Origin of the sequence: Paenibacillus agricola, assembly GCF_011440305.1 — a bacterium.
GTDB classification, from domain to species: Bacteria; Bacillota; Bacilli; order Paenibacillales; family NBRC-103111; genus Paenibacillus_S; species Paenibacillus_S agricola.
The window spans coordinates 415529-442427 of sequence record NZ_JAAOIW010000005.1 but is presented as its reverse complement, the minus strand read 5'-3'; the positions used below and the strand labels follow the sequence as shown (position 1 = coordinate 442427).

Genomic DNA, 26899 nt, shown 5'->3' with positions numbered 1-26899 from the left:
AACTTGTTTGTACGCTAGTAAAAAAACATTTTTAAAACCGCATGGTTTTGAAAAAATGAATATATTCCTGAAGAATCGGCGTGACAAAACGATTTCGGTTATAGATGAAAAACAGGCTTCGACTCATTGTCTCGGAGTTTAAACTTTTGAAAATCAATTGTCCGCTTCGCACCTCATCCTCAACAGCCAATCGGGACAAGATTGAAATCCCCAATCGACACTGAATCGCCCGTTTGATTGCTTCCGTTGTTCCAAGCTCCAGCCCGTCCTTACATTCAATATGGTTCTGATCGGCCCAAAGCTCCATCATTCTGCGTGAAGCCGAGTCTTGTTCTCGCAAAATCCATAGCTCATTTTGCAAAAGCCCTGCTTCAATTGTGTCTGCAAGTGCCAGCGGGTGATCGGGATCCATGACCAAGCCAAGCTCATCGTTAACCATCGGGATGACGACAAGTTCAGGATCGCTCACTTTATGCTCGGCTACCAGGCCAAAATCGATTTCTAGCTTTTTGACCAAGTCTATAATCTGAGGAGAATTATTCACTTGGATGACAATATGTACATCAGGGTAAGCCCGGCGCATTTCCCCAAGCAGCTTGGGAAGAAAGTAGGTTGCTGGCGTATTGCTCGATCCTATTATGATTTTTCCTTTTTTAAATTGCAGGTAATCGGTTAAAACTTGCTCCGCTTCCTCGGACAACGAAACGATGCGAGTGGCGTAATGCAGAAGGGCTTTGCCTTCATCCGTGAGAAGGACCAACTTATGCTTGTGCATAAATAGCGGGACACCTGCTGATCTTTCCAGCTTCTTCATATGAAATGTAACGGAAGGCTGTTTGATTTTCAGCTTGTGCGCGACGACTGTCAGTTTTTGATATTCTGCGAGTAAGACTAAAATTTTCAATTGCTGCAAATTAAACATAATTCCAGCTCCCCAAGTATAGACGTTATCTATAGAATACTGCGAATATGTCATCACTTCGTTAAATTTATATTAATTTGCAGTTAATTCTGCGATGACAATTGGGAGATAGAATGAATACATAACGAAAAGGGCAACATTCGAATTGCCATTTATTCAGAAAGGAGACAAACAAAAAGGATTGAGACAGAAATCGATAAAGCTATGGAAAAAGCGGTTACGACCAATATCCTTACCGAGCAAGCAAGCAATCAAGGAAGCTGCGGATAAGATCAGAGGATACTTAAAATAAATGATGAAGGCTTTCATGCCGCAGGAAGGAAGTCTACCCTTATGGAAATCAATATTTACCAGTTAATCGAAGGGGCTCGCAAGGCCAAGGGCCTAACCATTATTATTGATGTTTTCCGCGCCTTTTCAGTAGCCTGCTATGTTATGGACAATGGAGTCAAGGATTTGATTCCCGTCGGAGATATGGAGATTGCGTACAGGCTGAAGAAGGAAAACCCGGAATATATTTTGATGGGAGAAAGAGGAGGAATCATTCAACCCGGATTCGATTACGGGAATTCCCCTTCTTCTATTGTATCTCTAGACTTTTCGGGCAAAACCGTTGTGCATACGACAAGCGCAGGTACACAAGGGATCGTGAATGCCGTAGATGCGGATGAAATTATTACGGGCAGCTTTGTAAATGCACAGGCCATTATAGATTACATCCGCATGAAAAATCCGGCGGTCGTGTCGTTGGTCTGCATGGGCTGGGAAGCAACGGAAGAGGCGGATGAAGACACGCTCCTCGCCGAATATGTGAAGAACGTTTTGGAAGGAAAGCCAGTGGATTTTAATTCCATTCGACATTATATGCTTAACGAAAGTAAAACGGGGAAATTTTTGGATGTGCGTGATGCTTCCGCTCCTCCTGAGGACTTTGATTTATGCTTGAGCTTGGATCGGTTTGATTTCGTTTTAAGAGCAGAGCCCTTCGGAGAATCCTTGGTACGGCTGCAAAGAATCAACGAAATAACGAGAGGGGTAGAACGCAATGACGCAATCAAGCAAGCATGATCTTTCTAATCGGAGGGTACTGATTATCGGTACGGATGGATTACGGCCGGATAGCGTGGACCCGGCACTTATGCCGACATGCGCCAAGCTGATGGAACGAGGCACCTTGTTCACTTCCTTTCATGCGGCCTATCCCTCGGAAACAAGGGTTAGTATGACAACTTTGACAACCGGCGTTTATCCGGGACGCCATGGAGTTGTGAGCAATTTGATGTATGTACAGGGATTCAGTGAAGATGGCTTAATCCAAACCGGAAACGACAACCATCTATTGGCCTATAGCCAGGCCATGTCGGAGCCTTTCATCCTGCATCCTACGTTGGGAGACCGATTGCATCGGCACGGAAAGCATCTGGCGGTTGCCGCTTCCAGTTCACCGGGCGCTTCACTGCTCTGGAATCTGAATCATCCCGAGCTGGTCATTAATCCTTCCTCCGCATACGGGACAGTCGAATTAGAAGAGCTGCATCGCCAATTGGGCAATGTTCCTGAAGAACAAACCAAAATCAAAAAGGAACGGGCTCTATGGGCAACCCGTTCGTTGATCAATATCTACTTAAAAAATGAGCAGAATCAAGTAATGGTATTATGGCTGTCAGAACCGGATGGAAGCCAGCATGATTATGGAATCGGATCTCCCGAGCATAAAGAAGCGCTTCAAGTAGTAGATGATTGTGTAGCTGAGCTTTTGCAAGCCATTGAACGGGAAGGTCTAAGTGAAGCGATCGACATTTTGTGGATCAGCGACCATGGACATTCCACGATACAAGCTCAAGGCTCGCTTCAAGGGCACATGCAAAGAGCTGCTGAAGAACTAAAGCTTAACACTAGGTTTATTTCAGCCGGTCGTTATATCTATGCGGCTGAAGAACTGGAATCGACCTTTGCAGAGGTTAAGGCTTTAATCGGCTGGCTGCAATCCCAGGATTGGTGCGAGCTCGTTTTTGCAAGGGATGTTAAGTATTCAGATTTGCCCGATGTGCTTTCCCTCGAGATTTTATTGGGACCGATCACGCATGAGCGGGCGCCGCTTCTTGCGATCCAACCGAAATGGGACAATGAACCAAACGAATATGGTGTGCCTGGAATAACGGGAGCGTTGACCTCCTCCTCCAAGCTTCAAGCTTCACATGGTACAGCTTCTCCTTATGATATGCATGCTTTTTGTCTGGGGGTTGGCAGCAGCTTTAAGAAGGGCCATGTCAGCGGTATCGCTTGCGGCATCGTCGATATAACACCAACGGTTTGCCATTTAATTGGGCTAAGCGCAGAGTCGGGCTTCGATGGAAGAGTTTTGGCTGAAGGGCTTGAGCCTGAGCGGATAGACAAGCAATTAAGCCAACTTGAAGAAGCGACCACAGAAATAGGAAATCAACAAAATCGTGCAGGCATACGGCTTATCGATGTTAATGGAACCATTTATATAGAAGGATATACTAAATAATGGAAGGGGATTTATAAATGAAAAAAACAGCAATCTTACTTATCTTTACCTTGCTTCTTGGCATCGTGCTCACGGCATGTAACAGCGCATCTTCCACGAAAGAAGCGTCAGGTTCGAAGGAACTCGATGTTCTGAAAGTCGGCGTGACCGAGCTTCCCGCACTATTGGACCCACAACGCACTAGCGGCAATACAAGCATTCGCATTCTATACAACATCTTCGAAACGATCCTTCTCTCTGATCCCAAAGATGAATTTTCTTTGAAACCGATGCTTGCGACGGAATGGAAACGAGTTGACGACTACACACTGGATGTCACCCTTCGGAAAGGCGTCAAGTTTCACAACGGAGACGAGTTGACCGCCAAGGATGTTGTCTTCAGCTTCAATCGCGTGCAAGAAAAATTGCCAGGGATGGAGGATGCCGCTAATATGCTATCTGTTGTGAAAGAGGTGCAGGTGGTCGATAACTACAAGTTTCGCATCGTCACAAACGTAGTCGATCCACTCTTGGAGCAGCGCATCGCTTCCAGCTGGGGTTCCTGGATCGTTCCCGCCGATTATATCACTAAAGTCGGCAATGACGCCTTCGCTGCGAAGCCGGTCGGTACCGGTCCTTATAAAGTCGTTTCCTATTCGCCGGAAAAGGTTGTTTTGGAACGATTTGACGATTATTGGGGCGGGAAGCCGGCAGCCCAAAGAATCGAGTACATTGTGTATAACGAAACGTCGACCCGTATGACAGCGCTGATTACCGGAGAGGTAGATATCATCACACAGCTGCCTCTCGATCAAGTTCCCGTCATTGAGAAGAACAAAGATCTCAGCGTAAAAGGACTTAATATCAGCAATATGCATGTGTTGACGTTCAACACGGCGGGCGGCCCGCTCGCAGACAAAAAGGTGCGCCAGGCGCTAAGCTTATCCATTGACCGTCAAATGCTGGTCGATAAGCTTTGGCAAGGCAAGGCCATTATTCCGAAGGGACATCAATATTCGGAGTACGGCGATTATTACTTGAACGATTATCCTGCCCCCGAATATAACGTGGAAAAGGCCAAAAAATTGCTCGCGGAGTCTTCCTATCATGGCGAATTGATTGAATACGAGCTGAAATCCAATTATTACACGTTCGGCAACGAGGCGGCTGAAGCGATCGTTGACATGTGGAATAAAATCGGCATTAATGCCAAGGTCAAATTTTCGGATAAAGTTGAGCGGAAATCCGTTGCGAGCTGGTCGAATACGATGCGTTTCCCTGACCCGTCCGGCGGCTTGTCGCTGCTATGGGGTCCGGGTACGGAGGCAGAAAAAACCTATTGGAAGGACATGGACAAACAGTTCATTCAAAATGCTAAAGAGCTGGCTTCCATCCTCGACCCTGCCAAACGGAAGGAACTGGCCAGAAAGCAGATGCAGATTTGGGACGACGTCGTGCCCGGCGCTGTACTATATTATCCTTACGAGAGCTGGGGAATACGCAGTGGTCTGGAATGGACGCCTTATTCATCGCAAGCGATGGACTTTAGAGCGGATAATTTCAAGGTGAAATAACCATTCGGTTATCGAGGGGAGGAACGACAGTGGAAGACGTATTAACCGTAAACAACCTGAAAACCTATTATTATTCCAACAACAAGAAGGTCCCGGCGGTGGATGGCGTAAGCTTCTGTCTGTACAAGGGCGAGGTGCTGGGGATTGTCGGCGAATCCGGCTGCGGTAAAAGCACCGTCGCCCGTTCCATCCTCAATCTGTTGGACAAGTCCTATACGAAAATTGAGGCCGGCGAAATTTTATTTCACGGCAGTGACCTGTTAAAGATGAATGCGAAAGAACTGAACCAAGTAAGAGGGAAAAAAATCTCGATGATTTTCCAAAATCCCCAGGCTGCCTTGAATCCGGTCTACACGGTTGGAGATCAGATCGCAGAAGTGCTGCAACTTCATGAAAAAATGTCCAACAAGGACGTAAAAGCTAGAGTCATTGAGCTTTTGCGGTTGGTGGGCATACCCGCGCCGGAAACCAGGCTGATGGATTATCCTCACCAAATGTCCGGCGGCATGCAGCAAAGGATCGTGATTGCGATCGCTTTGGCCTGCAACCCCGAAGTTGTGATTGCCGACGAGCCGACAACGGCGCTTGATGTCACCATTCAAGCGCAGATTCTGAACCTGATGACCCGTATCAAGCGGCAATTTCAGATGGGGATGATTTTAATTACGCACAACATGGGCGTTGTCGCCGAGATGTGCGATAGAGTGATGGTTATGTACGGCGGTGTGGTAGTGGAAGAAGGAGCGACAGCGGATATTTTCGCTTCTCCTTCTCATCCGTACACGCAAGGACTGCTTGCCTCCATTCCGAGCATCGAGGAGGACAAGGAGGAGCTGTATTCCATACCGGGCTCAGTTCCCCGATTAACCGCGCCTGTCACACATTGCCGTTTCGCAGGACGCTGCCCTCATACGTTCGGCAAGTGCGAAGAGAGCGAACCTCCGTTGTTGGATCTGGGGAATGGACATAAAGCAAAGTGCTGGCTGCTCGAGGAGAAAACGGGGAGAACTCATGATGAATGATACAGATGTGATGGTAGAAGTGAGAAATTTAAAAAAATATTTTCCTGTGAACAAAGGGATGCTCTCTCATAAAACCGTCGGGACGGTCAAGGCGGTTGACGATGTCAGCTTTACCATCTACAAGGGCGAAACACTTGGGCTGATCGGCGAATCGGGCTGCGGAAAATCGACGCTGTCCCGCATGCTGATGGGTCTGATGGACGCTACCGACGGACATATTTTGTTTAAAGGACAAAAGGTGGGAACCAAGGGATTCAAAAACTTCCGCAAGGAAGCCCAGATGATATTTCAAGATCCGTACTCGTCATTAGACCCCCGTATGACCATCCGGCGAATCATAGAGGAGCCGCTTCGTATTCATACCAATTTTAACGCCAAGCAAAAGCTGGAAGTGGTTTTGCCGTTGCTGGAGAAGGTCAGCATCCCGGAGGATGCGCTCAGCAAGTATCCGCATGAGTTCAGTGGCGGGCAACGGCAGCGTATCGGCATTGCCCGGGCGCTGGTACTGGGGCCGGAATTCGTGATTTGTGATGAGCCTGTTTCCGCTCTGGATATGTCGGTACAGGCACAAATATTAAATCTGTTTAAAAAAATGCAAAAAGAATTCCGTCTGACCTATTTGTTTGTTTCCCATGACATGAGTGTGGTCAAGCATATTAGCGACCGCATTATGGTCATGTATTTGGGCAAGGTCGTGGAGCTCGCTTCCAAGCATGAGCTCTTCAGCAATACGTTACATCCATATTCCATTGCCTTGATGAATGCGATTCCCATACCTAATCCTGAGGCTGCCCGAAACAGGACGCTCTTGGAGGGAGATCTGCCCAGCCCGATCAATCCTCCCGCAGGGTGCCCGTTTCAAAGCCGCTGTCCGCATGTACAGCCGGTGTGCGGCGTTGAAATGCCATTGCTGAAAGAAGTGGAACCAGGCCATTTCGTTGCCTGTCATTTGTTTGCCGACAAGGAGGGGACGCAATGACCAGATTTTTATCCATACGGCTTTCCAAGGCGGTCTTCACTATTTGGTTCATTTTGACTCTAGTATTTGTAATCACCCGATTGTCGGGCGATCCGACCCAATGGCTGTTGCCCGACGATGCTTCGGCAACGGTAAAGGCCGAGTTGCGCGTCTCACTCGGTTTGGACAAGCCGGTAGGCGTGCAATATGTCGACTATCTGACTTCGTTGTTTACAGGCGATATGGGAAAGAGCTACCATTATTTGCGCCCGGTGGGCGAATTGTTCGCTGAACGCGCAGGTCCCACATTAACGCTTGGCTCCATTTCCTTTGTATTGGCCATTTTGATTGGCGTCCCTATCGGCGTCATCGCTGCGGTTAACCGAAATTCCTTATTGGATCGATTAATGATGGGGATTTCAATAGCGGGCTATACAATTCCAAACTTTGTGTTCGCCATTTTGATGATTTTTCTTTTCAGCCTCCAGTTAAGGCTACTGCCAAGCGGAGGTATGAGCTCGCCTTTGCACTATGTGATGCCATTGCTCACATTGACTATTGATGCTGTGGCCGGCATTGCGCGTCTAACCAGAGGTTCGATGCTGGATGTCCTGCGTCATGATTATTTGGACAGTGCCCGGGCCAAAGGCGTCAGAGAGAGAATCGTTATCTATAAGCACGCCTTGCGCAATGCGCTGATTCCGGTGGTGACCATCATCGGTTTGCATTTGGGCACGTTGATTGGAGGCACGGTGGTCGTAGAGACAGTGTTTGCCTTTCCGGGTATTGGCTCGTTAATTGTTCAAGCTGCTCAAAATCGGGATTTTCCTGTTATTCAATATGGTGTGATGATCGTCGCAACTACGGTCATTGTAGTCAATTTACTGGTTGATTTAAGTTACGGCTTACTGGATCCGCGCATTCGGGACAATTTTTAATAGGGGAGGAGACCAAAATGAGAACTTTGAACTTGCGCATTCCGCCCTTCATCATGGTGTTGATCATTACGTTTCTGTTGATTACCTTATTAACTATGCTGAGCCCGCTGCTGTTTCCTATCGATTTGGGAACCACGAATTTGAGCGCACGGATGATTCCTCCTTCCTTTATAGAAGGAGGCACACCGCAGAACTTTCTGGGAACCGACCATCTTGGACGGGATTTTATGATCCGGCTGTTTTACGGGACGAAAAATTCACTGCTTGTCGCTTTTGGCAGCATGCTGATTGCCACCTTGATCGGTACGGTGATGGGTGTATTGGCCGGGTTGTATAAAGGTCCTTTAGATACCATCGTGTCTTTTTTGACGGACGTAAAGCTTTCCGTTCCTTCCATTATTATTGCTATCGTATGCGCCTCCGTTTTTGGAACCGGCAAGTGGATCCTGGTGCTCATCATCGGACTAACCGGTTATCCTACCTTTACACGGCTGGTGCGCGGACAGACCATCCAGCTCAAGGAAGCGAACTTTATGGAGTGCAGCCGGGCTCTCGGTGCTTCCAAAATGCGAATACTGTTCGAGCATGTGTTTATTAATATTTCCTCACCTTTGATTGTCCATGCAACGATGCGCTTCAGTTCGTTTATACTTTTGGAAAGCTCGCTGTCGTTCTTGGGGATTGGCATCCAGCCTCCGGACGTATCGTTGGGCTTGATGGTCAGCGCCGGGCGCAACTACTTGATCAACTCATGGTGGTTAAGCATCGTACCCAGCTTGATCATTATTGTGATTGTACTTCAGGTGTCGCTGATTGGCGATTGGCTGCGGGACCAACTGGATCCCAAATATAAAAACTCATAATAGGAGCGAGTGATACTTCATATGTTACTAATTGCACATAGAGGCGGCACTGATCGCTATCCAGAACTGACTATCGCTTCGTCAAAACTTTCATTAGAGCTCGGAGCGGATTACGTCGAAATGGATATTCGCTTTACAAAAGACAACGTCCCGGTCATCAGCCATGACGAGGATGCTTTAAAATTGTTCGGCAATCGGGCTAAAATCAATGAGCTGACGGCAGAGCAATTTTCATCCCTTTGTTATGTTGACGATGACCAATTCCATCCCCACACGCTGGCGGAAGTGCTTTCCAGCGGCGTCGCGCCGATTTTGTTCCATATCAAAGAGGGCGGCGAGCCTCTAACACAGATTCTAGAATGCATTCGTGAACATGGGTACGAGAATAAGGTGATTATGGGGGTCATAACCAGCGAGGATGTTCGCGATGTGAAACAATTTAACCAGGATATCCAAGTCCTTGGGTTGATGCCATCCAAGGATCACGCTGCGGCATTTATCGAAAATGGTGCAGATATTATCCGTCTTTGGGAGAGATGGGTTGACGAGGAAGCGGTACGCATAATTCACGAAGCAGGCCGACAAGTTTGGGTTATGGCTGGCTATAAAGGCACTACCGGCTATACGTCTCCGGAAAATATTTTGGCATGGAAGAGTATGGGGATCAACGGGGTACTGGTTGACAAAGTTGAGGAGACCAAGTCTTTGCTGTTGAACGGAGGTTTATGAAATAGGTTTGCAATTAATGGATGAGGTGACGATGCTCTTGTAAGGAAAATATTGAGTGCCGAAGTGGGCGTCTGCCTCTTCGGATTGAAAGAAAATTAGCGATGTAGCATATTAAGCTAAAGGGTACGTTAATTACATATAAAGGGTTCCACGTATTAGTCGTGCATAATATGTAGAACCCTTTATTTTATTTGATTTTCTCTTAAGTGTAGGGCCATTTGCTAGATTGTGAATTATTAGGATTATTGTTACTGGAGCCAACGGAAAATTGGGTAAAGCCCCGGTGGTAGAGCAGCTGCTTAGCCGAGGACTATAATTCATTTTATTGCGACTGGTTAACAGATCTCATCAGTATATCATCGACAGGAGTGGCTCTTGTTTATATATTGATGTATATGTGGTATTCTAATTGTATTTTTTAGAGCATGAGTTCCTGAGTATTCCACAGCATTATAGGTTTCAAGGGGGCATCCAATGAACAAAACAGACCGTTTTTTAGCCATCGTGCTGGAGCTGCAACGCAAAGAAGTGGTACGGGCCGAAGATTTGGCGACCCTATTTGGATTCAGCGTGCGGACCATCTACCGTGACATTCAGGCGCTCAGTGAAGCGGGCGTGCCGATCATAGGGGCCCCTGGGACAGGATATTCCCTGATGGAAGGCTATTTCCTGCCGCCGGTCAGTTTCACGGTAGAAGAAGCCGTGACCTTGCTCATTGGAACGGACTTTATCGAACAACGATTTGATTATGATTATCGTGTCAGGGCTCAAGCCGCTCGCGGGAAAATCGAAGCCATTCTACAGGAGAGCGTTCGCAATGAAACATCTCGTGTACGCAAGGCTATGCGCTTGCTCACTTCCGGCAAACAGGTCACGCCGTCCAAAGAAAGGGAATATCTCGAAAAGATCCGTCGAGCGATATTAGACGAGCGAAAGATCAGCTTTCATTATGCAAAAAGACTTGCGGATTCGGAGGGGAATCGCCATAGTGTTCGTACCGTAGCTCCCTATGGACTGGTGCTCGTTCAAGGATCGTGGATGCTCGTGGCTCAGTGTGATCTGCGCCAAGACATTCGCCATTTCCGCTTGTCCCGAATGACGGAGCTTATCGATCTGGAAGACCGATTCGAACTACCGGCCCATTTTAACTTAAGGGAGTACAAGCCTTCGGATGATCGGCACTTGCGAGTTCTCCTTCGATTTAACCATGACATGGCAGATAAGGTGAAGGAATCGAACAATTTTTACATGGAAGACATAGAAGAGCGTCAAGATGGATTGTATGTGGTCTTACGCGTTCGTCAACTGAACGAATTGCTGCAATGGGTTCTTAGCTGGGGAGCGGATGTCATTGTATTGGAGCCTGAATCATTCCGAAATCGGATTCGTGAGGAAGTCGAAAAAATGTTAAAACGCTACTGACATACTGTTGTCAGTAGCGTTTTTGTATAATAGGAATTAATAAATGTAAAGGAGTGGCTTGCCGGAGATGAGTACAAAGAATGTAATGTAACGGGTAGAGGACACGGCCAATCAGTATCTGCAGGAATAGGGCAAAGGTTACGGAGTATGGTCAACCAGGTTTGGGTCTCTGTAGTGCAAGCAAGGCTGTGTTAAAGTTGCTCACCAAGTCTTGGGCAGCCAAATATGGACCTAGCGGAGTCCGAGTGAACGCAGTAAGTTCTGGACCCGCCGAAACGGAAGGAATACTCAGTATTGACCGGGATGTAGCTTTAAAGACGGGGTGACCTTTCTCAAATTTTATTGAAGGGGTAGAATTTATCGTGGGTATTGTAAATTGGCAAGTTGATCCGGACCACAGCTCCATCGAGTTTTCGGTTCCGCATTTAATGATTAGTAGAATCAAAGGATTATTCGAACATTTCCAAGCGAATATAAGTTTTGACCCCAATGACTTGACAACCTTATTAATTCAAGCTTCCATTGACTCAAACAGTATCACAACTCACCAACCACAACGAGATGAACACCTGAAGAGCGATGAGTTCCTTGATGTAGCCAAATATCCTGACATTACGTTTCAAAGCATCAGCTGCGCCCCAGTTGGTGAACGACAATATGAACTTACAGGCAATCTAACTCTACATGGAATTACAAAAATCATCACATTTCACACCGCCTTTGGAGGACTAAACGAAGATCCTCGCGGCCGGGAACGTGCTGGGTTTCATTCAACAGCCTGTATCGATCGCAAGGAATTCGGCTTGATTTTTAAAAACTCACCTTTGGAAGTTGGTCGTGTAATTGTTGGAAATGAACTGAGAATTGAGCTTTACATCGAGGCAATAAAACTAACCTAACTATCCTCCTAAGAGGAGGATTTTGACAAGGTCTTTTCGGTAAATGTGAAGAGGCCATATTTTCTCATTGCTGAATTTGCTCCATTGATGGCGAACAGGGGACACGGAGCAATTGTTAACGTGTCGACGATGGTTGCGCATTATTGAGCCACGCGGATGGGGTTATACTTGCCAGTAGATTTTCCGCATTGGGTGCTCGTCTGGGGAGGCGGAGTGGTTGTGCTGGAGCCGGAATCCTCCCTACATCGGGTTAGAAGCGAATTGGAAAAAACGTTAAAACGCTACTGATATAATGATGTCAGTAGCGTTTTTATATACTTAGATAAAGTGACAACGAGTAGTCAATCGGACAGAGGCTTCCCGCCCATTCGTATTCATGTTCCGCCTTCCCCACAATATACGCCGGAGCAACCGGAAAGCAAGGTGCAGCTATTTCAAGGCTTACACACTGTCATCCAGAGAATGAAGGAGATTGAACCGTCATCATCTTCTGCAGCTGGATCGCTTAAAACAAGGATTGGTACAGGAAGCGATGTAAACATTTATTAAAAAGGAGGGGGTTTCGAGGTATGCAAATGGATGAAATAAGCCCACAAAGCCGCTTCTGGATTGGTGTCGTGTCCGCATCCCATGTAAAGTGTGGAGAGCTGGGGGGATTCGCTCAGCTCTGTCACGGAAAGTCAGCATCTTTACGTAAGATGCAAACAGGCGATTGGTTGATCTACTATTCCCCGCGTACAGAAATGGAGAAAGGGGCACCACTCCAAGCGTTCATCGCTATCGGAGAAGTGGATGATGATAAAGTTTACGAATATCAGATGTCCGAATCGTTTGTGCCGTTCCGCAGAAATATCCGCTATATTTCATGCCGGGAGGTACAGATTAGAGATCTATTAGAACAACTTAGCTTCACTCGGGGGAACAAAAATTGGGGGTATTCCTTCCGCTACGGTCATTTTGAGATCGGCAGGGAGGACTTTTTGACGATTGCGAGTGCGATGATGCGTACTGATTAGATAAAATGATTTTTAAACTTGCCATTATAGATAGATAGCGTGGCGAACCGTACATAAGAAACATTGCTGTCGTTGAACTCCCATGAAAATTAAATCTGCAGTAACTGTAAAAAGACAATAGTAAAGAAGACGTAGCTTCCTCACCCAGCCATAGTAGCAGTATTGACAGATTCTTCGACCCATTTTCATCATCTGTGGTGCGGCGCATACCGCATGTATGGCTATGGGGATGATAGCCCAATGACTTCGGCAGTCTATTCAACTATCGAGCAGCAATTTAGTTGCAAATAAGAGCTGAAGTGATATGGTATTTGGAATGGGGCTATCAGAAGAAGATATGGTATGGGCACCAACACCTGAGAGCAACAGCATAGCCATCCACCATATGACATGCCTAGGAAGCGATTTGTAGGATAATGAGAGGATATCATTTTGAAGGTGTTTTTACGATTATTCTGCTAAGTGTTACTTGCCAGAAGCTAAAGCTATTTATTTTGTGATGTAACAATTTGCAAGTGCATTTTTATTAAAGATTTGAGGAAGGCTTGCAGCCAGATTAACTACGACGAAGAACGATAGTGTAATGAAGATGAAAGGGAGCTGTCGCCGTGGCGATTTGCTCCTAACCACTGACAAATTTTTCTTGCTTAAACAAAATAACTTGCCAATGTATTTGGGTCCGTTCGAGACGTTATAGAACACGGCTTATATTAATAATTTTCTCCGCGATAATAGCGCTCCAGTTTTTTTTCCAAATGAACGAGCTGCGCTTCTTTCTCCTCGATATCTTTCAGCAGCTTTTGCTTTTGATCTTGAATCAGTTTGATTCTTTCCGGCAGGGTTGAGGTTCCTTCATGTACCTTATCATAATACTTTTTGATGTCCTCCACACTCATCCCGGTTTCGCGAAGACATTTGATAAAAACCAGCCAGTTCAGATCATCATCCGAATAAAGACGGTTATTCTGCTCGCTTCGGGCAGCAGGTTTCAAGAGTCCCTTTCTTTCGTAAAAGCGGATCGCTCCAATATTGATCTCGACTTTCTTCGCCACTTCTCCAATCGTTAACATGCTAACCCTCTTTTATAAAAAATTAATTGTTGACCTACACTAAGTGTAGCATAGTAACTTATAAATTGTTAAGTAAAAATCAAATTAGGGAAAGAAGGATTCGCATGAAAAAGACCGCCTTTGTAACTGGAGCAAATAAAGGAATCGGATTTGAAATCGTTAAGCAGTTAGGTGAAGTAGGCTGGAAAGTCGTCCTTGGCGCACGCAGTGCCGAACGGGGCGAAGCAGCCGTTTCCGAGTTAACTTCCAAGGGGTTAGACATAGAATTTGTACAAATCGACATGGGTGACTTGAAAAGCATCGAACGGGCAGCGGATACGATCAACAAGAATTATCCGGACTTAAAGCTTCTGATCAATAATGCTGGTATGCCTGGTGCTTTCTCCCGTTCTTTTACGGATACCAAAGAGGAGGATCTAAGGAACGCCTTCGAAGTCAACTTTTTCGGAACCTTCCGTTTGAACCAGCGTTTGTTCCCGTTAATCAAAGATAACGAAGGCACAATCGTCAATGTATCAACCGACATGGCTTCTCTGGATCATATGCAAAATGCTGGATTTACTTTAAACGCATTCGACTATAACTCATCCAAAACGGCCAACAATGCCATGACACTTTCGATGGCTTATGAACTCAAAAGCAGAAGGGCTCAAGTATTTGCGGTAACGCCCGGATTCACATCAACAGATCTTAACGGCAATGCCGAAGGCGGTAAATCGAAAGAAACCGCCGCTGCGATTATAGTAGGCTATGCGACAGATGGCAAACATCATAACGGCGAATTCTTGGATGAGAAGGGTGTGTACGCCTGGTAATCCACAGCTGCCAAAAGCAACGGTATCGGGATGTATTTTGGTTAAAGGGGATGTAAATTGGCAACAATCGATGATTTTTGAACTAAATGGCGATAATAAAGAACAAATTCTAACCACCAGACCATGGTTTAATGTTGTGTTGTTAAAAGTTAAAAAGACTGATATTTCAAATAAGAAAATTATTTAGTATCATGCTCCATTATCATCTTTAAATTTTTTGTTTTCTAATACAATGATGGATTCAGTGTCAGCTTGTGACATTCCAATTGTTCTTGTATGCTCGACTAATCGAATGATGTTATTACAACATTGCTGTGCACCTAATACTAATAACGGCACGCCAATAAAATTAACTTTTAATCTTCTTGAGAGGAAGCCACCAATTGTCATTACAAATGGAACGGTCGGTGATGTATTGGAAAAAACGATTGTTTCATGATCTTGGGAGACCCCTTGCAATAATAACCAGAAATTTTTTAAGGCAGGTATAACTACTGTCGACGCTCCGCATCCAATTGTATATACAGCATTGCCATTTTCATCTCGACCATGCAATATGAGTTTACCCATATCAGAAGTTTGCAGTTTGTTGAAATAATCTACACTTAGGATTTCTTCTTTTGAAAGTTCTCGGTCTTTAGGCAATTTGTTTAGATGGTAAGCTGCTGCCAAAGAAGTCGTATGTGTTCCACCATAATCGTTATATATGTAAATCATCAAATCATCCTTTAATTTTTTAAGACTTATTATCACCTCTCATTAACTTTAAATTCTAAATATTTAAATGTTGTAGAAGAATTTATCAAAGCTCTCTTTCCTTTGGGATCGAGGGCTTTGTGTTTTCATTGTTCCACATGCAAGAATCGGAGAATGCTATTGGGACATAATAACTCCTAAAGTGGCAAGGGAGGAATAGGAACCATGCATGAATATGTAGACATTATTGGAAGAACAGTTCTTTCATTTATTGCTTTATTACTGATTGCTCGACTTTTGGGAAAACAAACTATCTCTAATATGACGTTTCACGATTTTGCTACAGGAATTACCATGGGGTCAATAGCGGCTAATTTGGCTTTTAATGAAAAGATTCAAGCATGGTATCTTATTTTGGCACTCGCCGTCTTTACCTTCATCTCTTATCTAATGTCTATCTCCGCTCTTAAGTTCCCGTTAACAAGGAAGTGGGTTGCAGGGGTACCAACTGTGGTGATCGATAAGGGAAAAATATTGGAAGGGAACATGCGGAAAATAAAATATACTTTGGATTCCCTTAACCAATCATTAAGAGAAAAGGATATCTTCAATCAAGAGGAGGTTGAGTATGCTATCTTGGAGACGAATGGGAAGTTATCAGTAAAAAAAAAAGACGAATATCTTAACGTGACAAAAAAAGATATGCATATAAAAGCTTCAAACGCCTTCTCCTTTCCAGTAGAATTGATTATGGATGGTAAAATCATGAAGAAGAATTTGGATGAGAATGGGGTTTCTGAGGAATGGTTAATAGAACTGATAAGGCACAAAGGTAAGGTTCTCTCAGATATATTTTATGCAGTTAGATCTACAAGTGGAAAGATTGTACTCGACTATTATCAAGATCAGTTACAGCACCCAATCGATATTGAATAAAATTAAAATGGTATTTCGCAGAAAGCTGCATATACGAATCAAAACGGTATGTAGATATGGATGTAAGAAGTAGAACAAACCCAGTAAACAGTTAGATCGATTATAAACGAAAAATTGCCCTCTTCCCTTTAATGGGGATTAAGGGCTTTTGTCCATTTAACCCTAGCCGTGTCCTTATAGATGCTTACCCAAAGACTGATGTGTAAGCTAATCGTTATTCCATCTCTAGTTGAGCTATCAATTTACATAAGGTTTAGTATGAGCTACTAAAGAATAGTTTTTACTCCTATTGGGGAAATTAGCCTTGTTTGTCAATACAATATCATCAAGATTGGTGGTTATGAATTCTGTGCGTACTTCAATAAGTCTGATTATCGTAATGTCGTTATGCTGGTGTGTCCCAACTACTTTCTCGCAGGAAGCCCATTCTGCAGACCCGGAGGTTCATATTTTTTTAGAAAAACTATTTCGTACAAGAGCGGACATATTGATCAGTGACAACAAGAATTTGTTATCAGAATTTTATTTGAATAATGTGAAGTCAAGCCGGTCCGCATTAAAACATGAGCTACATCGCAGCAAATATCTCCATGCTTGGGCAAAACAAAGAAGCTTTAATTTTGTTCGTACAGAAAGCCAAATTCGGGTTACCCAAATGAAAAATAAGGAAGACGGCATTGCGGTTTCCCTGGTCCACTCCTTAAAATTAACTTATACACACCAAAAGGACATTTTTGAACCTCATGAATTTGGTATGGGTACTCGCCATACTTTATTTTTACAAAAAAAGGATAACAAGTGGTATGTGAAACGGGAATGGTACTCCGATCCGTTTGATGAGAATCCCGAATTAATACCTATTCTGGCACCTGAGTCAGAGCTAGATCCCGATTATGCTTCCACCAAGGATCGCGAAATGGGGGACATAAACCTTAGTCCCGCGTTGAAGACTGGTTTCCTGAAGAACAAATACAACCGGGCGCAAGCGCTTGCCTATGCAGATAAATACGCTGGTGCAGCTTTAGGAGCGGGAAATAATCTGCGATACAATAAAAATTATAAAGATTACACCCCTTTGGGAGGGGACTGTACAAACTTTGCCTCTCAGGTCATCGGCGATCCTAAAGAAGGGGGTGGCTTAAAAATGGTAGGAAATTGGCGGTATTGGTTTAAAGCGGGCGCGAGCCATACATGGGTACAAACAGATCGATTTAAAAATTTTCTTTTATACAGCGGGTATGGGAAGCTAATCTTTAAAGGAACCTATACCGCCGTTATGAAACCAAATGAGAAATTTAAGGAAGGAGCCATACATACTTTAGTTCCAGGCGATTTAATCGCTTACGAATTGTCAGGAGACGTGGATCACTTTGCGGTACTAGTAGGGTTCGACGATAAAGGATATCCGTTGGTAAATTGTCATACAGCTGACCGTTACCACGTTCCCTTCGATCTCGGATGGGATAAAAATACAACTTACCTCTTGATCCATGTTATGGATTAACTTCCCATTTCATCTGAATCATAATCAAATAAAGCTTGTCATATATTGACCCATATAAGCAAAGCCATTGTTTGTTAAGTTATATGGGGTGGAAAAATGGGATCTCGTAATTTTGTCGTCCATGTTATCCTTCGCATGGTAGCGATTTTTCTTGTTAAATTAATGGGTTTTTTTGTGAGAATTCCCTTATTCCGAGCTTTGGGTCCAGAGGGTATTGGATTATATCAAATGGTTTATGCTTTTTACGGCTTAATGCTAACTTTAATCACCGGAGGGATACCCACCGCTCTAGCTTTATCAACAGCGGGCGACAAGCAGCATGGAAACCGAATGATGAGACGATTCTCGGGGTATTTTATATTGTTTGGGCTTGTATTTAGTCTGTTATGCTATTTGTTATCAGATAAAATTGCCCATTTTATGGGGAACCGTGATCTTGAATTCGCTTTACGGTGCACAGCGCCAGCCATTGCTATTGTGCCTCTTCTCAGCCTGCTGAGGGGATATTTGCAGGGTAACGAACGACATGGCATTCTTGCCGTGTCTGAATTGATCGAACAAGCTGTCCGCATTTCAGTCCTTCTTATTCTGGTCTTACTTTGGGTTCACTACGGGGTTTCTTATGCCGTTGGAGGAGCCATGTTGGGCGCCTTTTCCGGGGCAACTTTGGCCTTGTTTTTCGTACTGGTTCTTCTTAATAGAGGGACAGCTTCCCCTAAAAGATTCGTTGGACACAAAGGCATCCCGGATGAGATGTCCATCTTTTTTTATGCCTCTTTAACGATTTCAGCAACACGTCTATTAATTCCTTTCTCTGATTTCTTAGATGCCATTATTGTTCCAAAACGTATTCAAGCCTCGGGGCTTAGCCTAGTAGAAGCCACCTCCATGTACGGGGAAATAAGTGGTATGGGCAGTTTGGTGGTTTATATGCCCTCACTGCTTACTTCAGCGATCGCATTTGCTTTATCTACGCGTCTAACTTCCAATTGGCGCTCAAACCAAATCACAGCCTATCAAAAACACTCCATCTTAGCTTTGGAAATTGCTGCTCTATGGGGAGTGGGGGCAACTCTTATTATGATATTTCATGCAACAGATCTTTCCTTGATATTTTATTCTACAACGGCAGCTTCAAAATCCATCCAGTATCTCTGCTTAGCACCTCTGTTATGCGGCATCCGCGAGATGTCCACCATTATATTATGGGCTTCTGGACAAAAAAAAGCTCCCTTAATCGGGTTGGTTTTGGGGATTTCAGGCTCTGTTCTATGCAATTATTTTCTCATTGCCATTCCCGGACTTAGCTATACAGGAACTGCCATGGGTATTTTGGTCTTGGAGGCTATTGCTGCCACGTGGAATCTTTATATGATCAAAAAAGGCTTTTCTCTTGGGCTCGGATCTATCTTAATGAAATGTATGGCGCTTACCATCTTCGTGCTAGCAGAAATATGGCTTTTTCGAATAATCTTTTCGAATGGGGATCATCGTAGTTTTTTACAATCGACAGGTGAAATGACTCTTCTTTTTACAACTGTATTTCTTTATTTGATGTATCGGTTTAATAGGAGCAGAGATTCAATTTCTTAATCAGGGATAACTCTTCGTGTAAACAGGTAATTCTGGTACCAGTACTCGCCTTCCTTTTCATCATTATGAACTTGTTTTTGTAATTCGGGTAATATCCGCAATAAGGCCTGAACGGTTTGGGATCTTCCGGATATCCGATCATGAAATAAAATTATGTCACCCAAATGAGCATTATAAGAAGAGGTTTGTCCGTGCAGAAACCGCGCAACCCTTGAACGTAGTGGAAACCGTGGGTTCCCGAAATGACGGACCACTAAGTGAACAGTTGACTGACCCCGACTACATGATGGTGATGGATTGCGCCTATGGAAAACTTGATCGACTCGATCGTTTTAGACAAGAGGGGATTTGTGATCCGTCTACGGGACAATGTTAATTTAGTAATCATTTCACTCGACATTTCAGGCCTATATAAGCGTGTGGAGGGTATGTGGATGAATCGATACGATGAAATAGGACAATTTTATTGACATGTCACAATACTTGTTTTACGTTTGAAGTAGTTGGGGTGATTTGACCCAAACCGCACCTATGATTGGACGGCTGAAGTAAGAGCTTAGATCGGGAATGACCATGCTTCAAATCTTCCCAATAAGCTCACTGCATCAATAGCGGATGGGAAGCATGGGGTCGGTGGAGTGGCTAATCGATAAATTGTAGTTCACTCGAAAAAAGATAGCTCAATCCTTAAGAGGAGGCGAAACAATGCGTCAGCCTGATGCTTATTTAAACAAGATTTATGATCAGCTTCAACAAACACGGGAGGAATCTAACGAACCATGGGAGCTGAAAAGAATCCGGCTTCTCTCCAAACTTAAAGAATCTCTCGGTCATTTTGAGATACCAGAAGGTGAGGCTGCGAAGCTTGATCCGATAGTGCTGGAAAGGGTTGAGCTTGAAGATGTGATACGTGAGCGAGTTGAATTTACCACAATAGGCGGACTGAGGATGCCCGCATATGTGATGTATGCGAAGTCAATCAAGGAGGGGGAGAAGCGTCCGGCAGTTCTGTTGTGGCATGGTCATGGTTATGGAAGTCGCTCGCTCGTCGGTTTGAATAAAGACGGAAGCCCCAAACCTCCTTCTGGCAAAGCATCGGATCATATTGCGTTAGAGCTGGCACGTCGGGGTTTGGTCGTGCTTGCACCGGAAATTGTTGGTTTCGGAGACCGGATGCTACATCGGGATGAGCAGCAGGAGCCTGATTTGAGCAATTCCTGTTACAACCTTTCTGTTTCCTTAATGATGAGCGGTAAAACAACAGCTGGATTGAGAACTTATGAGGCGCTGAGAGCAGCTGATTATTTATCAAGCAGAGTGGATGTGGATTCAGATCGCTTGGGCAATATGGGGTTTTCCGGGGGCGGAATCGTGGCTTCATTATCCGCCGCGCTGGATATGCGTATTCAGGCATCTGTCATCGGTATATATGCCAATACCTACCGTGGAAGCATCCTTGCGATGCGCCATTGTCTTTGCAACTATATTCCCGGTATTATGTCTTTTTCGGAAATGCCGGAACTTATTGCGCTACTAGCGCCAAGAGCACTTTTCATCGAAGCGGGAATGCATGACCCTATTTTCCCAATTACAACCAGTAAAGAAGCAGTTGATCGGCTGCAGCAAATTTACGAAAGTCTGGGAGCCAGCAATCGCTTTGAATTTGATCTTTTTGAAGGCAAGCATGAGGTCAGTGGCCGACAATCATTTAATTGGTTGGCGCAAAAACTTTTAGAAGAAGAGTGATCAATTCGTAAGAATGACGAGGAGTTGCGGCAGCGGCTCCTTATTTCTTTTCACAAACAAACATCTGACTGGGTTCGAGCTTATGGCAAACGATCGATATGGCGATTGGCACAGAAAAATATCAAAAGGGTAAAAACTTTAGCCGCTCTTCTGACATTTTCTATATTTTCATTAGTTAAGTAAATAGAGATACTTAAGCAGAAATTACCCTATTACTTACCCGCTTTATGATATCAACACCTTGTTTGTCTCTTTAGAGTATGGTTCTGATCCATGGTTTTTTTGCGAAATGAGTAACATCTCCCCTATGAATCGTACCCGTTTGTTTAATCATAAGATGATAACCGAATCATTATTTCTCTTTGACGGTTTCTTCTATTTTACTGAAGAATACCTTCTTCGTCATGCGTTGCAACATTTGAGCCTCACCATTGCCAAACGTCCAATCTTCGAATTCCGTCTCAATAAGCATGACGAATACGTCTTCTTTCCTAATCTTCAGTTCATTAGATAATAGTTCGGCTAGCTTGGAGTAGAAGCTAGTTTTCTTCTCGGTGCTTCTCCCTGACTTAAGTGTGATTTGAAAATAGATCAGTCCGTCGCTCCGTTCTATATTTAAGTAGTTACGACTATAAACAAATTCGCTTGCCTTATGGGAATGAAAGACTTGAAAACAATCGTCCTCAGGCACATCGAAGTGTTGAATTAAAACCTGCATTACCACACGACTAATTTGTGTCAGCTGCTCAGACTCGTATTGATTTTCCAAATAGCTTACTCGTACAAACGGCATAATGATCACTCCTTTCGTTATGCCTTCATTGTATTTTTTAAATAATCATTTGTATAATTGATAATAATAATTATCTTATTCAATATATTCGATAAAGGTGGATTCCTATGGACTTAAAGGAGCTCAACGCGTTTCAAACGATACTTCTAGAAGGTACTTTTTCGAAAGCTGCTGCGAAATTGAATTACGCCCAATCTACAATTACGAATCAAATTCAACGTTTGGAAAAAGAACTGGGTATCCAGCTTTTTAAGCGGGGATGGGATGCGGAGTTAACGAGTTCAGGTAAATTATTTGCCCTAGAAGTCGAGAAGCTAATACAACATTGGAACTATGTTACTGAGCAAGCAAAAGCTTTGCAGGCGGAAGAAATAGGAACTTTGAATATCGGTAGTCTGGAGGCATTGGCAGAGCATGTGCTTCCTAACGTTTTACCTCGATTCCGCGAGTATAAACCAAGGATCTCGTGTAATTTCATCACGGGGAACACCGATTATTTATCGAGTGCAGTCCTACAGCATCAACTCGATTTTGCCGTATGCGGAGAGCCTACCGATCCGTCTCTTTATTACTTTGAACCGCTTTACGAAGAGAGAATCGTTTTTATTGTCAAGCGTGATCATCCCTTGATGCACAAGAGTATAATCTCTTTCGAGGGGCTGCTCGACTATCCACTCATCGTGGGAGGACCCACTTGCTTATACTACCTACGCCTAGCCAAACAATTTTCACACTATGAGCAAAACCCGTTTCTATACACTGTGACTCAAATCTCGTCGATTCCCATGTTCGTTCGTCAATTTGACTGCGTTGGAGTTGTTCTCGACTCTACTCCATTGCCTGTGGGTATCGTAAAAATCCCCGTAGAGCTTAAGGATTCATCCATCCAAATTGGGATGGTTCAGCTTCGCAAAGAGCAGTATTTATCGACGGCAAGAAATCTTCTCATGCTGCTCGTGAAAGAAGAGCTCTTATTGTCAAGTCATCCTTCCGCCGAGAGAACTTCTTTCGAATAGTTCCAGCCGAAAGGCGATAGTAGAAAACCAAAACGAAAAGTAATAGTTCCTTATTGCTTTTTTCACAATATACTGCCAGTTAGCTGAATAAGGTAACAGACATTCCCTCAAATCTTTTGATAGACCTCAGCATAGGAAAACTTAAGTTGTTCTCGCAACTTTTTATTTTCTTCCTCGAGCTTCTTTATCTTACGTTTTAACGAAGCAATGATGGCGTCCTTGTTGTTTTCATCCATCTCTCGCTTGATTTATTTTGGTGTCGGGACTTGAGCTTGCTGCATTATTTTAACAGTAATGCATAGTCGGCTGTGTTACTGTGAGCGTAAGAATAACAACCCGAATCCCCGTATGACGGCAGGTTCGGGTTGTTTTTATAGCGAGAGCAGTGAATTAACACATATCAATCTAATCTATATCGAATAATGTCGAATACTATTATTGACACTTTTTGTATAGTAATATATCATTAATTGTCACTAGCGATTACAGTCAGAATAGGGGGAATTAACTATGTTTTTTAAGCACGCTGGAACTAACAACCACACTCCCTTATTGGGAAAAAGTAGAGAATTATTACATAGATTTGAAATGAATGACTTTTCTGCTTCGTTTCATTCAGCAGGAGCTTCAGCCGAAGAGAAAGAGATTGTTGAGAATGTGAATGCAGCACTTGCAATCATTCGCAATTACTCTAAGGATATGGAAGTTCGACTTGACTTGGTAACAAAGGCTATTCAAGTAGGTTTATGGGATATGAATGTTGTGGCAGGCGATCCTGTAAATCCCAACAACACGATCACTTGGACGGATGAGTTTCGCCGTATGATTGGCTACAAGGATGAGAAGGATTTCCCTAATATTCTTGATAGCTGGGTGTCCAAGCTACATCCAGATGACAGTGATTGGGTGCTTGAGGCTTTTGGCAAACATATGCTAGACTATTCAGGTAAAACTCCCTTTGATCTGGAATACCGTTTGCTGCTGAAAAGTGGTGAATATCGGTGGTTTCAAGCGTCTGGAACAACGATTCGGGATAAGTCGGGTATCCCCCTAAGGGTGGCCGGTGTTTTATTTGATATCCATGATAACAAGACAAGAGCTCAAGAGCTTGAGGCCTTGGTCACCCGCTATGACTTAATAAACCGTGCTTTGGTTGAAGCTCCTTGGGACATGACCGTTGTGGCCGGTGATGTTGTCAATCCCAATAATGCTTTCTGGTGGTCACCCCAATTTCGCAAAACCCTTGGATTTCAGGACGAGAACGATTTTCCGAATGTGTTCAGTAGCTGGAGTAGCAGGTTGCATCCCGAGGATGCGGATCGAACTATCCAAGCTTTTGCGGACCATATGAATGACCATAGTGGTAAAACACTTTATGACTTAGAGTATCGCCTTCGTTCGAAGAGTGGTGAATATCGGTGGTATCATGCAGGTGGAGAAACCGTACGTGACAGCAAGGGCGTTCCACTTCGAGTCGCAGGAACGATACGTGATGTTACCACGGAGATTAATAAAAAAGTCGTTGTGCATGCGATGAATAACCAAATGCAGCAGCTCTCAGCGTCTATTAGTGAGGTAGTTAGAGGGATCAATTCGGTAACTGATCAAGCACAGGAGCTTGCTATCGCACAGGAGCAATCTATCGAAGCCGCCAATAAGGCCAAAATCAGTGCTGATGAGACTAAGAATATTTCAAATTTCATTAAAGAAATTGCTAATCAGACTAATCTGTTAGGGTTAAATGCTGCCATCGAGGCTGCCCGCGCAGGCGAGCTTGGTCGTGGCTTTGCTGTTGTTGCCGACGAGGTAAGGAAGCTGGCGATTCATAGTGCAGAAGCCACTGGAAACATTGAGAGCAGCTTGAGTGATATGAAGACATTGATTGATCAAATCATGGAGCATATTGGAAGTATGACTACCCAAACACAGACGCAAGCTGCACTAACGGAGCAGGTAAGTGCTTCGATGGAAGAAATAAGCAACATGTCACAATCCTTAGTCGATTTTGCACAAACGATATAATGAGCATGTAGGAAACCGCCGCCAGTCCTTGCTGGTAGCGGTTTTTTTGGTGCGCCTGTAGAGACGAATTCAAGGAACCGTTTATTAATATTTTGGCGGATTCATTTGCTCTCGCTACGCTGGTGGATCCTCTTATGTATAGTCTCTGGCCATATTTTTCCTTCGGAGGCTTTATGTCTGCTCTGGCTCTTGGGCGTACCCACAAAAAGTGGATAGAGTCGCACAAATGGTAGTCTGCCTAAATTTCGAACCCTTGGTGGAACCTATTTTCATCGAAGACTCCTATGGGTACAGACCGAACCGATCAGCAACGGATGCCGCAGGCATTACACGTCAAAGGTGCTATGATTATTGCACAGTCAACAATTATTAAAGTTGACTACATATATAACTAGAGGAGGACATAAGGGAGTAATGAATATGATCATAGATAAATTTCGTTTGGATGGTCAAGTATCGATAGTGACAGGTGGAGCTACAGGTTTGGGAAAAGCAATGGCACAAGCTCTAGCACAAGCGGGTTCTTCCATTGTGCTTGCAAGCAGAAATTTGGAGGCGTCCAACCAAGCTGCGGATGAGCTAAGGACATATGGTGTAAAAGTACTTGCCCTGCAGGTTGACGTTTCCGATGAAGAACGGGTTGAGCTTATGGTGAAGGAAGTAATGGATGAATTTGGACGGATTGATGTGCTGCGGCACACGCATTTTGTACAATACTTCTGCTTCCGCCTGCACGACGCTCGGTCCCGCAACTTGCCGGAGTTATGATCTCCCTTCCCATTTGTTTTTTACCTTTACATACGGGAATAGTTCTCTTTATTGTGAATAGCTTGAATATCCTTTAAAGGCGGAAGCCCGAATAAGCGTTTGTATTCACGATTAAATTGCGTTGAGCTTTCATAGCCCACCAACAATGCCGTTCTAGTCACATCAAGCTTACCACTCAAGAGAAGTCTCCTTGCTTCTTGAAGTCGAAGCTGCTTTTGATATTGCATGGGACCCATTGTAGTTACCGCCTTGAATTTGTGGTGTAGGCTGGAAATACTCATGTTTCCTATGCGAGCAACCTGATCTATCGTAAGCGAGTGGTCAAAATTTGCTTTAATCCAGTTGATAGCCTTGCTGATTCCAGCGGCTTCATCGTGCAGGAGCATATTCTTGTAAAACAGTTCACCATCCTCGCCGGTCAAAAGCCGATAGATGATCTCGCGTTTCACGGCTGGGGCAAGAAAGTTAGCTGCTTGAGGGTTTGAGGCAAGCTTAAGCAACCTTTCTAATACCTCCAGAACCTCACTATCTACTTTCCCGACGAATGCACCGAGTTTTAAGCGATTATCCGGAACAATTTTGATATTTGCCTCTAAGGCAACTGAGGCAATCTCCACGGTAGTTAACATAATCCGTATGGCTACATAAGGTGTTTCTTGTGTAGCGTTTAAAACCTGTCCTTTGATCGGCATATCAATGCTTGATGCAAGATAGTTTCCTGCTCTGTATTCAATCGTATTCTTACCAATCTGCAGCTTTTTATTGCCTTGGATGACTACGCAAAACGAAGGACTGAGAACTCCTTGCGAGACGGGAGTAGGCTCATCTTCTCTCAACACAGTAAGAAAAGGAATTCCGGTCTGAAAGGTTCCATTTATCAGCGAAATTTGTGAACTTAAGGCTAAAAGCCTATCAAGGACAAGTATAAGGTCGTTGAGCTTATTGTCGATCATCTCATTTCCCCCTCTTATTATGCCTTCATATTCAAGCGATATAACTAGCTGGTTAATAAATATATGAATCAGTATTCGATTTCTCTTGAAATCTTACTATTAATGGCACATCTTTGTCCAATGCATTTGTTAGCCACATTCACAGATGAAAAC

General features: G+C 44.1%; 26 protein-coding genes and 2 pseudogenes. 22 read left to right on the top strand and 6 right to left on the bottom strand.

The window, feature by feature from the left end:
• Positions 1-31 precede the first annotated feature (31 nt).
• Positions 32-922 carry a LysR substrate-binding domain-containing protein gene (locus G9U52_RS17020; RefSeq protein WP_166151642.1) on the bottom strand — a complete coding sequence of 297 codons (891 nt, stop codon included), beginning with the start codon at positions 920-922 and terminating at the stop codon, positions 32-34.
• Between the two features lie 333 nt (positions 923-1255).
• On the opposite strand from G9U52_RS17020, the gene G9U52_RS17015 reads away from it, so the two are divergent.
• The 13 genes and pseudogenes from G9U52_RS17015 (at position 1256) to G9U52_RS16950 (ending at position 12834) form a co-directional block, all read left to right on the top strand.
• Entirely contained in the window at positions 1256-1990 is a 735-nt protein-coding gene (locus G9U52_RS17015) for a 2-phosphosulfolactate phosphatase (RefSeq protein ID WP_166151640.1), read from the top strand.
• Complete coding sequence (locus G9U52_RS17010; protein ID WP_166151638.1) at positions 1968-3434, top strand: alkaline phosphatase family protein; 1467 nt, start codon at positions 1968-1970, stop codon at positions 3432-3434. The genes G9U52_RS17015 and G9U52_RS17010 overlap by 23 nt, the downstream gene beginning before the upstream one ends.
• A 17-nt stretch (positions 3435-3451) precedes the next feature.
• On the top strand, positions 3452-4987 hold the full coding sequence (locus G9U52_RS17005; RefSeq protein WP_166151636.1) for an ABC transporter substrate-binding protein: 1536 nt from the start codon (positions 3452-3454) through the stop codon (positions 4985-4987).
• A gap of 29 nt (positions 4988-5016) precedes the next feature.
• Positions 5017-6009, top strand: a complete 993-nt coding sequence (locus G9U52_RS17000; RefSeq protein WP_166151634.1) for an ABC transporter ATP-binding protein — start codon at positions 5017-5019, stop codon at positions 6007-6009.
• Positions 5999-6988 carry an ABC transporter ATP-binding protein gene (locus G9U52_RS16995; RefSeq protein WP_311764880.1) on the top strand — a complete coding sequence of 330 codons (990 nt, stop codon included), beginning with the start codon at positions 5999-6001 and terminating at the stop codon, positions 6986-6988. The genes G9U52_RS17000 and G9U52_RS16995 overlap by 11 nt, the downstream gene beginning before the upstream one ends.
• Positions 6985-7905, top strand: coding sequence for an ABC transporter permease (locus G9U52_RS16990; RefSeq protein ID WP_166151632.1), 921 nt, complete (start codon positions 6985-6987; stop codon positions 7903-7905). The genes G9U52_RS16995 and G9U52_RS16990 overlap by 4 nt, the downstream gene beginning before the upstream one ends.
• Positions 7906-7922: 17 nt before the next feature.
• Positions 7923-8768, top strand: a complete 846-nt coding sequence (locus tag G9U52_RS16985; protein WP_166151630.1) for an ABC transporter permease — start codon at positions 7923-7925, stop codon at positions 8766-8768.
• A 21-nt stretch (positions 8769-8789) separates the two neighbouring features.
• A complete protein-coding gene (locus G9U52_RS16980; protein ID WP_166151628.1) occupies positions 8790-9497 on the top strand; it encodes a glycerophosphodiester phosphodiesterase in 708 nt (235 codons plus the stop codon).
• Positions 9498-9971: 474 nt separating this feature from the next.
• Complete coding sequence (locus G9U52_RS16975) at positions 9972-10919, top strand: helix-turn-helix transcriptional regulator (RefSeq protein WP_166151626.1); 948 nt, start codon at positions 9972-9974, stop codon at positions 10917-10919.
• Positions 10920-11029: 110 nt separating this feature from the next.
• Positions 11030-11245: an SDR family oxidoreductase gene (locus tag G9U52_RS16970; protein ID WP_166151861.1), complete on the top strand. Its 216-nt coding sequence runs from the start codon at positions 11030-11032 to the stop codon at positions 11243-11245.
• Positions 11246-11281: 36 nt separating this feature from the next.
• Positions 11282-11818, top strand: coding sequence for a YceI family protein (locus G9U52_RS16965; RefSeq protein WP_166151624.1), 537 nt, complete (start codon positions 11282-11284; stop codon positions 11816-11818).
• Positions 11819-11842: 24 nt separating this feature from the next.
• A pseudogene (locus G9U52_RS41700) lies at positions 11843-11965 on the top strand (hypothetical protein); the annotation flags it as partial.
• Between the two features lie 428 nt (positions 11966-12393).
• A complete protein-coding gene (locus tag G9U52_RS16950) occupies positions 12394-12834 on the top strand; it encodes an EVE domain-containing protein (RefSeq protein ID WP_375790256.1) in 441 nt (146 codons plus the stop codon).
• Between the two features lie 710 nt (positions 12835-13544).
• On the opposite strand, the gene G9U52_RS16945 is transcribed toward G9U52_RS16950, so the two are convergent.
• Entirely contained in the window at positions 13545-13904 is a 360-nt protein-coding gene (locus G9U52_RS16945; RefSeq protein WP_166151618.1) for a MerR family transcriptional regulator, read from the bottom strand.
• Between the two features lie 104 nt (positions 13905-14008).
• Here G9U52_RS16945 and G9U52_RS16940 point away from each other — a divergent pair, with 104 nt between their 5' ends.
• Together G9U52_RS16940 and G9U52_RS16935 are read left to right on the top strand one after the other, a co-directional pair.
• The gene (locus G9U52_RS16940; protein WP_166151616.1) at positions 14009-14719 is read left to right on the top strand and encodes an SDR family NAD(P)-dependent oxidoreductase; all 711 of its coding nucleotides are present in this window, start codon (positions 14009-14011) and stop codon (positions 14717-14719) included.
• A complete protein-coding gene (locus G9U52_RS16935; RefSeq protein ID WP_166151604.1) occupies positions 14703-14906 on the top strand; it encodes a hypothetical protein in 204 nt (67 codons plus the stop codon). Before G9U52_RS16940 ends, G9U52_RS16935 begins: the two co-directional genes overlap by 17 nt.
• A 2-nt stretch (positions 14907-14908) precedes the next feature.
• On the opposite strand, the gene G9U52_RS16930 is transcribed toward G9U52_RS16935, so the two are convergent.
• Positions 14909-15436, bottom strand: a complete 528-nt coding sequence (locus G9U52_RS16930; protein ID WP_166151600.1) for a DUF3189 family protein — start codon at positions 15434-15436, stop codon at positions 14909-14911.
• Positions 15437-15640: 204 nt separating this feature from the next.
• On the opposite strand from G9U52_RS16930, the gene G9U52_RS16925 reads away from it, so the two are divergent.
• The 4 genes from G9U52_RS16925 to G9U52_RS16910 all read left to right on the top strand — a co-directional run bounded on the left by G9U52_RS16925 (position 15641) and on the right by G9U52_RS16910 (position 21194).
• Positions 15641-16351: a DUF421 domain-containing protein gene (locus G9U52_RS16925; RefSeq protein WP_166151595.1), complete on the top strand. Its 711-nt coding sequence runs from the start codon at positions 15641-15643 to the stop codon at positions 16349-16351.
• A 349-nt stretch (positions 16352-16700) separates the two neighbouring features.
• Entirely contained in the window at positions 16701-17855 is a 1155-nt protein-coding gene (locus G9U52_RS16920) for an amidase domain-containing protein (protein ID WP_311764879.1), read from the top strand.
• Between the two features lie 96 nt (positions 17856-17951).
• Entirely contained in the window at positions 17952-19448 is a 1497-nt protein-coding gene (locus G9U52_RS16915) for an oligosaccharide flippase family protein (RefSeq protein ID WP_166151589.1), read from the top strand.
• Positions 19449-20153: 705 nt separating this feature from the next.
• Positions 20154-21194 (top strand): dienelactone hydrolase family protein, encoded by a 1041-nt coding sequence (locus G9U52_RS16910; protein WP_166151587.1) that lies wholly within the window; start codon positions 20154-20156, stop codon positions 21192-21194.
• Positions 21195-21546: 352 nt separating this feature from the next.
• Here G9U52_RS16910 and G9U52_RS16905 read toward each other — a convergent pair whose 3' ends face one another.
• Complete coding sequence (locus tag G9U52_RS16905) at positions 21547-21987, bottom strand: tautomerase family protein (protein ID WP_166151585.1); 441 nt, start codon at positions 21985-21987, stop codon at positions 21547-21549.
• Positions 21988-22094: 107 nt separating this feature from the next.
• Between G9U52_RS16905 and G9U52_RS16900 the strand changes: the two genes are divergently transcribed.
• Positions 22095-23003 (top strand): LysR family transcriptional regulator, encoded by a 909-nt coding sequence (locus G9U52_RS16900; RefSeq protein ID WP_166151583.1) that lies wholly within the window; start codon positions 22095-22097, stop codon positions 23001-23003.
• A gap of 107 nt (positions 23004-23110) precedes the next feature.
• Here G9U52_RS16900 and G9U52_RS40055 read toward each other — a convergent pair.
• Positions 23111-23281 (bottom strand): annotated as a pseudogene (locus G9U52_RS40055) (DUF6262 family protein); the annotation flags it as partial.
• 232 nt (positions 23282-23513) lie between these two features.
• On the opposite strand from G9U52_RS40055, the gene G9U52_RS16895 reads away from it, so the two are divergent.
• Entirely contained in the window at positions 23514-25025 is a 1512-nt protein-coding gene (locus G9U52_RS16895; protein ID WP_166151581.1) for a methyl-accepting chemotaxis protein, read from the top strand.
• 414 nt (positions 25026-25439) lie between these two features.
• A complete protein-coding gene (locus G9U52_RS16885; RefSeq protein WP_207953023.1) occupies positions 25440-25793 on the top strand; it encodes an SDR family NAD(P)-dependent oxidoreductase in 354 nt (117 codons plus the stop codon).
• Between the two features lie 26 nt (positions 25794-25819).
• Here the strand turns inward: G9U52_RS16885 and G9U52_RS16880 are convergent, their stop codons facing one another.
• Positions 25820-26746, bottom strand: coding sequence for an AraC family transcriptional regulator (locus G9U52_RS16880; protein ID WP_166151577.1), 927 nt, complete (start codon positions 26744-26746; stop codon positions 25820-25822).
• Between the last annotated feature and the right edge of the window lie 153 nt (positions 26747-26899).